The organism is Pseudomonas sp. R3-41 (assembly GCF_054161485.1).
Map to the genome: position 1 here is coordinate 5194165 of NZ_CP096421.1, position 12145 is coordinate 5206309.

A 12145-nucleotide genomic window follows, 5' to 3' on the forward strand; every position below is an offset into this window, starting at 1 on the left:
GTCAATAAATTGGCGACAACGAAGCACTACAGACCTCAGGAGATGCACCCCATGCGCGTTCTAACCCCCCTCTGCAGCGCGGTTTTGCTGGCCATGGCCTGCTCTTCTCAGGCGCAGGCCATGTCCTTGACCGAAGCGATCCAGAGCACCATCGCGACTCACCCGGAATTGGCACAACGGGTGGACAGCCGCCTGTCGGCCAATGAAGACGTCAAAGTCGCCCGGGGGGGCTTTTTCCCGTCGGTGGATCTCAATGCCGGTTATGGCCGTGGCTACAGCGACAACACCAACACCCGGGCGCAGGGCAACCACCACACCAATATCCTGACCTACACCCAATCGGAACTGCGCCTGCGGCAGATGATCTTCGACGGGTTCAACACCGCCAATGAAGTGCAGCGCACCCAGGGCGTGGTCAATTCCCGGGCCTATTACGCCCAGGGCACCGCCCAGGATCTGGCACTGCGCACCATCGAGGTCTACCTGGAAGTGCTCAAGCGTCGCGAACTGGTGACCTTGGCCAAGAACAACCTGCAGGCGCACCTGCGGGTCAACGACCAGATCGGCCTGCGCACCGAGCGAGGGGTGGGCAGTACGGCCGACTCCGACCAGTCCAACGCCCGTCGGGCCCTGGCGGAAAACAACTTCGACACCGCCCAGGTCGACCTGGCGGACGCCGAGGCGAACTTCTACAGCGTGGTCGGGCGCATGCCCGATGAACTGGAAGCGCCGCCCTCGACCAAAGGCGAGCTTCCCGCCGACCTGCGCGAAGCCCAGCAAAGCATGGTGGATAACAACCCGTACCTGAAATCGGCCCAGGCCGACATCCAGTCAGCCGAAAGCCAATATGAAGTGGCAAAGTCGCCGTTCTATCCGCGCTTTGATGCCGAGGCGGCAGTGGGCGCCAACAACAACATCGGTGGCGAAGAAGGCCACGACAACAACTGGCGGCTGGGCGTGGTGATGAACTACAACCTGTTCCGCGGTGGCAGCGACAAGGCGCGGCTGGCGTCCAACGCCCACCAGATCAACCAGGCCATGGACATCCGCAACAATGCCCTGCGCCAGCTCAACGAAGACACGCGCCTGGCCTGGAACGCCATGCTCAACGCCCGCAAGCAGACCCCGACCGCCCGCGAATACGCCGACACCACCGCCCGTGTGCGCGCCGCCTACCAGGATCAGTTCGGCCTCGGCCAGCGCACCCTGCTCGACCTGCTCGACAGCGAAAACGAGTTGTACAACGCCAACCGTCGCTACACCGAAGTGCGTTACACCGAGGAATACTCGATGTACCGGGTGCTGGCGAACATGGGCCTGTTGTTGCAAAAACAACGGATCGTGCTGCCGGCCGACGCGGTGGCGCAGACCGAAGTCAAGAACCAGGCACGGTTGCCGGAACTGAAGTAATCCAGTGGGAGCGATCAATGTGACCAGCATGGAACCCGCAACCCCCGGCGCCGATCCGCGCCTGAATTTCGATGATCCGTTGCTGGACGGCCTGTTGATCCTCTGCAAACTCCATGGCGCGACGGCCAGTCGCGCCAGCCTCAGCGCCGGGCTTCCTATGGCGCACCAACGCTTGAGCCTGGACCTGCTGCCCCGCGCAGCGGCCCGGGCGGGCTTGCAGGCGCGACTGTTGCGGCGTGAGCTGGCGGACATCTCAGCCCTGAACCTGCCGGTGATGCTGATCCTGGCGGGGGGCCGCTGCGCCGTATTGCGGCGCTGGGGCGAGGATGGCAAAGCGCTGATCCTCCCCAGCGAAGCCGATGGCGGTGAACAATGGGTCAGCCGCGAGGAACTGACCACCGATTACAGCGGCCAGGCGCTATTCGCCCGGCCGCGCCATGAACTCGAAGACTTGCGCGCCCCGCTGGTGCCGCGGGTCGAGGCGTGGTTCCGCGACACCCTGAAACTGTCGCGCTGGCTGTACAGCGACGCGATCCTGGCGAGTTTCCTGATCAACCTGCTGGGCCTCATGGTGCCGCTGTTCGTGATGCAGACCTACGACCGCGTGGTGCCGAACCAGGCCACGCCGACCTTATGGGTGCTGGCCGTGGGGCTGCTGATCGGCACCGGTTTCGAACTGGTGCTGCGGGTGGTGCGCGCCCATCTGCTGGACACCGCCGGCAAGAAAACCGACGTGATTCTCTCCGCGACTTTGTTCGAACGCATCACTGGCATGGCGATGAAGGCCAAACCGGTGACCATCGGCGGCTTCGCCCAGAGCATCCACGACTTCCAGGGCCTGCGCGAATTCCTCACGGCGGTGACGCTCACCAGCCTCATCGACCTGCCCTTCGCCCTGCTGATGCTGGTGGTGATCGGCCTGCTGGGCGGCTGGCTGGTGGTGATTCCCGTGATCGCATTTCCGATCACCATTGTCTTCGCCATGATCATCCAGGCACGCCTGCGCGACACCGTGCAAAAAAGCCTGGCCCTCGGCGCCCAGCGCCAGGCCCTGCTGATCGAAACCCTCGGCGGCCTGGAAACCCTCAAGGCTTGCAGCGCCGAAAGCGAGCGCCAGCACCAATGGGAAAGCACCCACGGCGCCCTCACCCGCCTGGACAGCCATGCGCGCAACCTCTCGGCACTGGCGACCAACGGCACCTTGTTCCTGCAACAACTGGCGGGCATGGCGACCATCGTCGCCGGGGTCTACAGCATCATTGCCGGCAATCTCAGCGTCGGCGCGCTGGTGGCGACCTACATGCTCGGCAGCCGCGTACTGGCCCCGCTCGGGCAGATCGCCGGGCTGATCACCCGCTATCAGCAAGCCCAGCTCACCATGCGCAGCACCGATGCCCTGATGGCCTTGCCCCAGGAGCGTGACGCCAAGCAGCGCCCCCTTGAGCGCACCCAATTGCAGGGCGCGCTGGACGTCAGCGGCGTGACGTTCCACTACAACGGCCAGAGCGCCCCGGCACTGGCCAATATCAGTTTCAGCCTCAAGCCCGGCGAACGGGTCGGGATCATCGGCCGCAGTGGCTCGGGCAAGAGCACCCTGGCGCGCCTGGTGATGGGTTTCTATGCACCGGAGGAAGGCCAGTTGCTGCTCGACGGCCTGGACTTGCGGCAACTGGACGTCGCCGACCTGCGCCAACAGATCGGCTATGTCGCCCATGACCTGCCGCTGCTGGCCGGCAGCCTGCGGGACAACCTCACCCTCGGTGCGCGCTACATCAGCGACGCGCGCATGCTGGAAGTGGCGGAACTGACTGGTGTCACCGAACTGGCGCGCCAGCATCCCCAAGGTTTCGACCGCCCGGTGGGCGAGCGCGGACAACTGCTGTCCGGCGGCCAGCGCCAGGCTGTGCTGCTGGCCCGGGCCTTGTTGCTCGACCCGCCGATCCTGCTGCTGGACGAACCCACCAGCGCCATGGACAACAGCAGCGAAGACGTCTTGCGGCAGAAGCTTCATACCCACGTGCAGGGCAAGACCGTGCTGCTGGTCACCCACCGCACCTCGATGCTGAGCCTGGTGGACCGCTTGGTGGTGCTGGATAACGGCCGGATCGTGGCGGACGGGCCGAAGGACGCGGTGATCGATGCGCTGCGCAAGGGACGGGTGGGCTCCGCGGCGGTTTAGAGGCCGACACATACCCCTGTGGCGAGGGAGCTTGCTCCCGCTGGGCTGCGAAGCAGCCCCAAGGGCCATTCCCCCGGTTGTATCAGGCGGACCGCGCCGGCAGGTTTTGCGACGGCTTCGCCGCCGAGCGGGAGCAAGCTCCCTCGCCACAAAAAGCAGCACCCAGCTCTTTTACTTAAAAGCAGCACCCAGCTCTTTTCATTTAACCAACGGGTACCGCCCCATGTCTGCTCAAACACCGGATTCAGCCGCCCGAAGCTACTTCGGCAGTTTCAGCAAAAGCGCCGAAAGCGAGTTCATGCCGGAAACCGCCGGCGCCACGCTGCAGGATTCTCCCCGGCGCTCGCGGGTTACCGTGTGGCTGGCCGCCGGGTTGATCGTCACCGGGTTGGTCTGGGCGAAGTTTGCGGTCTTGCAGGAAGTCACCACCGGCGAAGGCAAGGCGATTCCGTCGAGCAAGATCCAGGTGATCCAGAACCTGGAGGGCGGCATCGTCACCGAGATTTTCGTGCGCGAAGGCCAGATGGTAAACAAGGGCGACACCCTGCTGCGCCTCGACGATACGCGGTTCCTGTCGAACAAGGGCGAGAGCGAGGCTGACCGCTATGCCCTGACCGCCCAGGTCGAGCGCCTGTCGGCCGAAGCTGAAGGGCGGCCCTTCGCGCTCTCGGCAGAGGTCACCGCCAAGGCCCCGCAAGTGGCCGAGGACGAACGCTCGCTGTATGAACAACGCCAGCGACGCCTGGCCAGCGAACAACGGACCCTGACCGAACAGCTGCGGCAGAAGACCCAGGAACTGGCGGAGTTTCGTTCCAAGCAAGGCCAGTTCAGCTCCGCCCTGGCCTTGCTGCAAGAAGAAATGAACATGTCCGCGCCGCTGGTGCGCACCGGGGCGGTATCGCCGGTGGAGATCCTGCGGCTCAAGCGCAGCGCGGTGGAAATCCGTGGCTCGCTCAACGCCACCACCCTGGCGATTCCCCGGGCCGAATCGGCGATCAACGAGATCAAGAGCAAGATCGACGAATCGGAACAGACTTTCCGCTCCGAGGCGGCCAAGGACCTCAACGAGAAACGCACCGAACTGTCGAAGATCACCGCCTCAAGCATCGCCATCGACGACCGCGTGACCCGCACCACCGTGGTTTCGCCGGTGCATGGGGTGATCAAGCAATTGAAGGTCAATACCATCGGCGGCGTGGTGCAGCCGGGCAACGACATGGTAGAAATCGTGCCCCTGGAAGACAACCTGCTGATCGAAGCCAAGGTCCGCCCCCAGGACGTGGCGTTCCTGCACCCCGGCCAGAAAGCCATGGTCAAGTTCAGCGCCTACGACTACACGATCTATGGCGGGCTCAGCGCCAAGCTCGAACTGATCGGTGCCGACACCATCACCGACGACAAGGGCAACAGCTTCTATTTGATCCAGGTGCGGACCGATAAAAACCACTTGGGCGGCGATGCCAAGCCGTTGCTGATCATTCCGGGGATGGTGGCGACGGTGGACATCATCACTGGGGAGAAAAGTGTGTTGGATTACTTGCTCAAGCCGGTGTTGAAGGCGCGGACCGAGGCGATGCGCGAGCGGTGATTTCTGCTGAGATATGCGGTGATTGAGAGGCCGCCTTCGCGAGCAAGCCCGCTCCCACAATGGATCTGCGGCGAACACAAATTTTGCGGCCACAGGCGATCAAATGTGGGAGCGGGCTTGCTCGCGAAGGCGCCGGCAAAGACAACCATTATTTCCCAGCATGATTACGCCGAAACGTCTCCTCCCCCATCGCCACAATCTGCCCCTCGATCAACGCCTCGAACGGCTTCAGCAGCGGCTCGAAACGGGTCGGCGCTTCGAGTGTCTGCAACGCCTGGACAATCGCCTCCACCGTCGACAACGCCCCCGGCCCCGGTGCCTTGCGCAAACGGTAACGAGACACCCCACTGTTAGCCAACGTCACCCTCGGCAACGCCGCCAGCAGCGGATTGAGGTGCAGCAGTTTTCTCGCCTTGCGCCAGGTGCCATCGGGAACGACCAACAGCAGCGGCTCATCGGACGGCCCGTAGGTTTGCAGCGGCTGCGCGTCGTCAGCGGGAAACAACAACCGCGCCTGATAACCCGCCTGGTTGAGCAACCGGGGCAAATCCTCGAACACCTCGCCCACGATCAGCTCGGCATTGTGCAGCCCCAACGCCGCCAATCGGGCAGTGTTCAAGGCGTGGTTCACTTCGCTCGGATGTTGCAACAGCAAGACCCGGGTGCGGCTGTTGAGGTTGGGGATCAACGGGCACAGGCAATGGCTTTGCGGTCGTTGGCAGCGCGGGCATTGGATTCGGGACATGATCAGGCCTGGTTCAGTTGAGCTTTGAGCAAATCACGGAAGGTCTGGATCAGCGGCTCGCGGCTGCGGCCACGGCGCACGATCATCGAAAACGGCGCCTGATAACCGAAGGTCGCCGGCAACAGCACGCGCAAGTCGCCCTTGTCGACCCAAGCCTGGGCATAGTGCTCAGGCAAATAACCGACGTAGGCACCGGACAACACCAGGATCAACTGCGCTTCCATGCTCTCGACCGTCGCCGCACTGTGCTTGAAGCCATGGCGAGCCAGCTCGGCCTGGCTCCAGTAACCGCGTCCGACCATGCGCTGCTGGGTGATGACCTGTTCGGGGATGCGCCGCTCGTTGAACAGCGGGTGGCGATTGCTGCAATACAACCAGTGCTGCTCGCGGTACAACGGCATGTAGACCAACCCGCTCATGCGCGTGGAAAACGCACCGATGGCCAGGTCCAGGCGGTTGTCCTGCACACCGAGTTGCAGCTCGTAAGGGCTCAGGACCGACAGGTGCAAATGCACCGCCGGATGCTCCTGGCTGTAGGCACCGATGGCTTCGGCGAATGGCAAGGCCGTGTCGCTCACTGTCGAGTCGATCACCCCCAGGTTCAGCGTGCCGCGCAGTTCCCCCTTGAGCGCGGCGGCGTACTGTTCGAAGCCTTCGAGCTCGCCCAGCAGGCGCAGGGTTTCCTGATGGAACAACTCGCCCTTGCTGGTCAGGCTGAACCCGCCCCGGCCGCGATGACAGAGGACCAGGCCCAGGGCCGATTCCAGCTGGCTCATATAAGTGCTGATGGCCGAGGTGGAGAGGTTGAGCTCGTGCTGGGCATTGGCGAACCCCTGATGCCGGACCACGCTGACGAAAATGCGCAGCAGTTTCAGGTCGGGTAGAGCGTTGGCCATTGGGTGTCTCCGGATCACACATAAACAGAACTTGTCGCGCTTTTGTGGCGAGGGAGCTTGCTCCCGCTCGGCTGCGAAGCAGTCGTAAAACCTGCCCACGCGATCTACCTGAAACACCGAGGTGACTGGTTTTGGGGCTGCTTCGCAGCCCAGCGGGAGCAAGCTCCCTCGCCACCAGGGTAATCGTCTGCCCCAGGATTGCGCTGCTGCGGAGTCTATCGCCCCGCCCACCATTAGTTTAGAAAAATCTGAACTAAGTATTTGCCGCCAGCGATTCTTCACGACAGCGGCTTTTCGCAGAATCGGCCCCTGATAAATAAAACAACGATGAGGCCCTACCCGTGGACAAGATTCTTCACCAACCACTGGGCGGCAACGAAATGCCGCGCTTCGGCGGCATCGCCACCATGATGCGACTTCCCCATTTGCAAACCGCTGCCGGCCTGGACGCTGCTTTCGTCGGCGTGCCGCTGGACATCGGCACCTCCCTGCGCGCCGGCACCCGTTTCGGGCCGCGGGAGATTCGCGCCGAATCCGTGATGATCCGCCCCTACAACATGGCCACCGGCGCCGCACCGTTCGACTCGCTGTCAGTGGCGGACATCGGTGACGTGGCGATCAACACCTTCAACCTGCTGGACGCGGTGCGGATCATCGAAGAGTCGTACCACAAGATCCTCGAACACAACGTCATCCCCCTGACCCTGGGCGGCGACCACACCATCACCCTGCCGATACTGCGAGCCATCCACAAGAAACACGGCAAGGTCGGCCTGGTGCACATCGACGCCCATGCCGATGTGAACGACCACATGTTCGGCGAGAAAATCGCCCACGGCACCACTTTCCGCCGCGCCGTGGAAGAAGGCCTGCTCGATTGCGACCGCGTGGTGCAGATCGGCCTGCGGGCCCAGGGCTACACGGCCGATGATTTCAACTGGAGCCGCAACCAGGGCTTTCGCGTGGTCCAGGCCGAAGAGTGCTGGCACAAATCCCTGGCACCGTTGATGGCTGAGGTGCGTGAGAAGGTCGGCGGCGGCCCGGTGTACCTGAGTTTCGACATCGACGGTATCGACCCGGCCTGGGCGCCAGGCACCGGCACCCCGGAAATCGGTGGCCTGACCACCATCCAGGCGATCGAAATCATCCGTGGCTGCCAGGGCCTCGACCTGGTCGGTTGCGATCTGGTAGAAGTCTCGCCGCCGTACGACACCACCGGCAACACCTCGCTGCTGGGCGCCAATCTGCTGTACGAGATGCTCTGCGTACTGCCTGGCGTGGTTCATCGCTGAGGCGCCGTCATGAGCCATCGAGACCAAGTTCTCAAGGCCGCCGCTGAACTGGTGTCGGCCTTCGCCCGCAACGATCGCGAGGCTTACTTCGGTGCGTTCAGCACCGATGCGAGCTTCGTGTTCCACACCTTCGAACAGCCTCTACTGTCACGCGAGGCCTACCAGGCCTTGTGGGACCGCTGGCGGTCCGAGGATGGCTTCGAGGTGCTGAGCTGCACCTCGAACAACGCCTTCGTCAGCCTGCAAGGGGACGTGGCGATTTTCATCCATGACGTGGCCACCGAGCTGCGCATGCAAGGGGAGCTTCACATTAGCCAGGAGCGCGAAACCATTGTGTTTCGCCAAGAACAACAAGGCCTATGGCTGGCCTGTCATGAACATTTGTCCGCAATGCCGGAAGGGCTGCCACCCCCTTAGCCACAGGCGACATTCACAACGATGAATGCGCCTCGATGATCGGAGCAGATCATGAATAACAATAACGATAAAAGCCTTACGCAGATTGAAACCAACGGGGTCGAACGGATCCCGGACCACGAACGCACCGCAGGCACAGGCGACCTGTTTCGCCTGATCTTCGGCGGCGCCAATACCTTTGCCACCGCCGTGCTCGGCAGTTTTCCGGTGCTGTTCGGCCTGTCGTTCCAGGCCGGGGTCTGGGCGATTGTGCTGGGCGTGTTGGTGGGTTCGGTCATTCTCGCGCCGATGGGCCTGTTCGGTCCGCTCAACGGCACCAACAACGCGGTGTCATCCGGTGCGCACTTCGGCGTGCACGGGCGAATCGTCGGCTCGTTCCTCTCGTTGCTGACCGCCATCGCGTTTTTCTCACTGTCGGTGTGGAGTTCGGGCGATGCATTGATCGGCGGCGCCAAGCGGCTGATCGGCGTGCCGGAAACCGACTTGAGCCTGGGCCTGGCCTACGGCCTGTTCGCCCTGCTGGTGTTGACCGTGTGCATCTACGGCTTCCGCTTCATGCTGTGGGTCAACCGCATCGCCGTGTGGGCCGCCAGCTTGCTGTTCCTGCTCGGCATTTTCGCCTTCGCACCGACCTTTGACAGCCAGTTCGCCGGCACGGTCAGCCTTGGCCAGCCGGGCTTCTACGCCGCCTTCATCGGCGCGGCGCTGGTGGCCATGAGCAACCCGATTTCCTTCGGTGCGTTCCTCGGTGACTGGTCGCGCTACATCCCGCGCAACACGCCCAAGCGCCGCATCATGCTGGCGGTGATCGCGGCGCAACTGGCGACATTGATCCCGTTCCTGTTCGGCCTCGCCACCGCCACCATCGTGGCGATCAAGGCGCCGGACTACATCGCGGCCAATAACTACGTGGGCGGGCTGCTGGCGGTGTCGCCGGGGTGGTTCTTCCTGCCGGTGTGCCTGATCTCGGTGATCGGCGGCATGTCCACCGGCACCACGTCGCTATATGGCACCGGGCTGGACATGTCCAGCGTGTTTCCACGGCTGCTGTCGCGGGTCAAGGCGACGCTGCTGATCGGCGTGCTGTCGATTGCCTTCATCTTCATCGGGCGCTTCGCGGCGAACCTGGTGCAGAGCGTGTCGACCTTCGCGGTGCTGATCATCACCTGCACCACACCCTGGATGGTGATCATGATCATCGGCCTGCTGGTGCGCCGCGGCTTCTACTGCCCGGACGACCTGCAAGTGTTCACCCGCGGCGAAACCGGCGGGCGCTACTGGTTCAGCCACGGCTGGAACTGGCGCGGCCTGGGGGCGTGGATCCCCAGCGCGCTGGTGGGGTTGTGCTTCGTCAACCTGCCAGGGCAGTTCGTCGGGCCGCTGGGGGAACTGGCAGGCGGGATCGACATCAGCCTGCCGGTGACCCTGGGCCTGGCCTCGGTGGTGTACCTGGCGTTGTTGGGGCTGTTTCCAGAGCCGGCGGCGGTGTATGGGCCGCAAGATCCGCGGGGCACAGCGCCGCTTGCTAAATCAGAGCTCCGGCAGACCGCCTGACTGAAAAATACCCGTGGCGAGGGAGCTTGCTCCCGCTGGGCTGCGCAGCAGCCCCCCAAGTTTCTGAACCGATAAGCGACGACTGCTGCGCAGTCGAGCGGGAGCAAGCTCCCTCGCCACAAAGACTCGTTCGACAGGGACAGCAGCACTTCGTCCCGTACATAAAAAAGACAATCGGAGACACGCCATCATGGCTTTGGATTTAATCGTCGTTCTCATCTACGCCGCCGGCATGATCGCCCTCGGCTGGTACGGCATGCGCCGCGCCAAGACCCGTGACGACTACCTGGTCGCCGGGCGCAACCTCGGCCCGGGCTTCTACTTGGGCACCATGGCCGCCACCGTGCTGGGCGGTGCATCCACCATCGGCACCGTGCGCCTGGGCTACGTCTACGGCATTTCCGGATTCTGGTTGTGCGGCGCCATCGGCCTGGGCATCGTCGGCCTGAGCCTGTTCCTCGCCAAGCCGCTGCTCAAACTGAAGATCTACACCGTGACCCAAGTGCTGGAGCGCCGCTACAATCCGGCCGCGCGCCAAGCCAGTGCGCTGATCATGCTGGTGTATGCGCTGATGATCGGCGCCACCTCGACCATCGCCATCGGCACCGTGATGCAAGTGCTGTTCGGCCTGCCGTTCTGGATGTCGATCCTGGTGGGCGGTGGCGTGGTGGTGCTGTATTCCACCATCGGCGGCATGTGGTCGCTGACCCTCACCGACATTGTGCAATTCCTGATCATGACCATTGGCCTGGTGTTCCTGCTGATGCCAATGTCCATCGGCGATGCCGGCGGCTGGGACGCGATGGTGGCGGCCTTGCCGGCCAGCTACTTCGATTTCACCGCGATTGGCTGGGACACCATCCTCACCTACTTCCTGATCTACTTTTTCGGCATCTTCATCGGCCAGGACATCTGGCAGCGGGTGTTCACCGCCCGCAGCGAAGGCGTGGCCAAAGTGGCCGGCACCGCCGCCGGCCTGTACTGCGTGCTGTACGGCCTGGCTGGGGCGCTGATCGGAATGGCGGCAAAGGTGCTGCTGCCGGATCTGGAAAACGTCAACAACGCCTTCGCCAGCGTGGTGCAGACCAGCCTGCCCAATGGCATTCGTGGATTGGTGATCGCTGCGGCCCTGGCGGCCTTGATGTCCACCGCCGCGGCGGGCCTGCTCGCCGCGTCCACCACGGTGGTCCAGGATCTGCTGCCTCGCCTGCGTCATGGCCGTGAGAGTGGCAGCGGCGACGTCCACGAAAACCGCATCGCCACCCTGCTGATGGGGGCGGTGGTCCTGGTGATCGCCCTGGTGGTCAGCGACGTCATCAGCGCCCTCACCCTGGCCTACAACCTGTTGGTGGGCGGCATGCTGATTCCGCTGATCGGCGCCATCTACTGGAAACGCGCCACCACCGCTGGCGCGATCACCAGCATGTCGCTGGGCTTCTTGACCGCGCTGTTCTTCATGTTCAAGGATGGCCTGGATGCGAACACACCGATCTACTACAGCCTGAGCGTGGCGCTGGTGAGTTTCGTGCTGGTGAGCTTGCTGTCGCCCAGGTCGAATGTGGTGGCCAAGGCGGTTTGATCGAGCACTGAGCGGTGGTTTTCTTCGAGGGGTGTGGCGCCGATGGCCACGCCCTTTTTTGCCTCTGTGGCGAGGGAGCTTGCTCCCGCTGGACTGCGAAGCAGGCCCCAGCGTCCTGTCTGCCGCACTGCGGTGATGGATACATCTTGGGGCTGCTACGCAGCCCAGCGGGAGCAAGCTCCCTCGCCACAGGGGTTCGCGCCACCAATAAAAAAGATCGCAGTTCCGGGCCATCTCGATCGAGATGGTCCGGAACTGCGATCTCTGCAAATTCCTGGTGTATTTACCGGCGGCGCGGCTGGCGGCGGCGTTGCTCGTCATCGGTGCGGATCGGTACCGGTTGCATCGGCGGCTCGATCAGGCCAAGCGCGACACCCAAGTCGTGAAGCCAGTTCTGGATTTTCTCTTTCATCGTGGTGCCCCCTCAGGGTGGTGCGAGCGGCAGATTTCTGTGGCCCCTTCGCACTGATAATAGTCCGATGTGC

At 63.3% G+C, this 12145-nt stretch carries 10 protein-coding genes; 7 read left to right on the forward strand and 3 right to left on the reverse strand.

Annotation, left to right across the window (positions count from 1 at the left end; translation table 11 throughout):
* Positions 1 to 51: 51 nt before the first annotated feature.
* The 3 genes from M1D99_RS22250 to M1D99_RS22260 all read left to right on the forward strand — a co-directional run bounded on the left by M1D99_RS22250 (position 52) and on the right by M1D99_RS22260 (position 5177).
* Positions 52 to 1410, forward strand: a complete 1359-nt coding sequence (locus tag M1D99_RS22250) for a TolC family outer membrane protein (RefSeq protein WP_186704625.1) — start codon at positions 52 to 54, stop codon at positions 1408 to 1410.
* Between the two features lie 19 nt (positions 1411 to 1429).
* Complete coding sequence (locus M1D99_RS22255) at positions 1430 to 3589, forward strand: type I secretion system permease/ATPase (RefSeq protein WP_434571720.1); 2160 nt, start codon at positions 1430 to 1432, stop codon at positions 3587 to 3589.
* A 223-nt stretch (positions 3590 to 3812) separates the two neighbouring features.
* A complete protein-coding gene (locus M1D99_RS22260; protein ID WP_186704623.1) occupies positions 3813 to 5177 on the forward strand; it encodes an HlyD family type I secretion periplasmic adaptor subunit in 1365 nt (454 codons plus the stop codon).
* Positions 5178 to 5325: 148 nt separating this feature from the next.
* On the opposite strand, the gene M1D99_RS22265 is transcribed toward M1D99_RS22260, so the two are convergent.
* A complete protein-coding gene (locus tag M1D99_RS22265; protein WP_458130784.1) occupies positions 5326 to 5922 on the reverse strand; it encodes a tRNA-uridine aminocarboxypropyltransferase in 597 nt (198 codons plus the stop codon).
* 2 nt (positions 5923 to 5924) lie between these two features.
* Positions 5925 to 6818 carry a LysR family transcriptional regulator gene (locus tag M1D99_RS22270; RefSeq protein WP_186704621.1) on the reverse strand — a complete coding sequence of 298 codons (894 nt, stop codon included), beginning with the start codon at positions 6816 to 6818 and terminating at the stop codon, positions 5925 to 5927.
* 341 nt (positions 6819 to 7159) lie between these two features.
* Here M1D99_RS22270 and speB point away from each other — a divergent pair, with 341 nt between their 5' ends.
* The 4 genes from speB to M1D99_RS22290 all read left to right on the forward strand — a co-directional run bounded on the left by speB (position 7160) and on the right by M1D99_RS22290 (position 11660).
* Positions 7160 to 8110 carry an agmatinase gene (speB, locus tag M1D99_RS22275; RefSeq protein WP_434571724.1) on the forward strand — a complete coding sequence of 317 codons (951 nt, stop codon included), beginning with the start codon at positions 7160 to 7162 and terminating at the stop codon, positions 8108 to 8110.
* A gap of 9 nt (positions 8111 to 8119) precedes the next feature.
* Positions 8120 to 8527: a YybH family protein gene (locus M1D99_RS22280; RefSeq protein WP_434571726.1), complete on the forward strand. Its 408-nt coding sequence runs from the start codon at positions 8120 to 8122 to the stop codon at positions 8525 to 8527.
* A 48-nt stretch (positions 8528 to 8575) separates the two neighbouring features.
* A complete protein-coding gene (locus tag M1D99_RS22285) occupies positions 8576 to 10081 on the forward strand; it encodes a purine-cytosine permease family protein (protein ID WP_434576588.1) in 1506 nt (501 codons plus the stop codon).
* Between the two features lie 190 nt (positions 10082 to 10271).
* Entirely contained in the window at positions 10272 to 11660 is a 1389-nt protein-coding gene (locus tag M1D99_RS22290) for a sodium:solute symporter family protein (protein WP_434571728.1), read from the forward strand.
* Between the two features lie 283 nt (positions 11661 to 11943).
* Here the strand turns inward: M1D99_RS22290 and M1D99_RS22295 are convergent, their stop codons facing one another.
* Positions 11944 to 12072 (reverse strand): PA1414 family protein, encoded by a 129-nt coding sequence (locus tag M1D99_RS22295; protein WP_003198971.1) that lies wholly within the window; start codon positions 12070 to 12072, stop codon positions 11944 to 11946.
* Positions 12073 to 12145 lie beyond the last annotated feature (73 nt).

Excerpts from the sequence above, each read along its gene's own strand:
- M1D99_RS22280 (WP_434571726.1), top strand. The coding sequence starts at position 8,120 with ATGAGCCATCGAGACCAAGTTCTCAAGGCCGCCGCTGAACTGGTGTCG.
- M1D99_RS22265 (WP_458130784.1), bottom strand. The coding sequence starts at position 5,922 with ATGTCCCGAATCCAATGCCCGCGCTGCCAACGACCGCAAAGCCATTGC.
- M1D99_RS22290 (WP_434571728.1), top strand. The coding sequence starts at position 10,272 with ATGGCTTTGGATTTAATCGTCGTTCTCATCTACGCCGCCGGCATGATC.
- M1D99_RS22270 (WP_186704621.1), bottom strand. The coding sequence starts at position 6,818 with ATGGCCAACGCTCTACCCGACCTGAAACTGCTGCGCATTTTCGTCAGC.
- M1D99_RS22260 (WP_186704623.1), top strand. The coding sequence starts at position 3,813 with ATGTCTGCTCAAACACCGGATTCAGCCGCCCGAAGCTACTTCGGCAGT.
- M1D99_RS22295 (WP_003198971.1), bottom strand. The coding sequence starts at position 12,072 with ATGAAAGAGAAAATCCAGAACTGGCTTCACGACTTGGGTGTCGCGCTT.
- M1D99_RS22250 (WP_186704625.1), top strand. The coding sequence starts at position 52 with ATGCGCGTTCTAACCCCCCTCTGCAGCGCGGTTTTGCTGGCCATGGCC.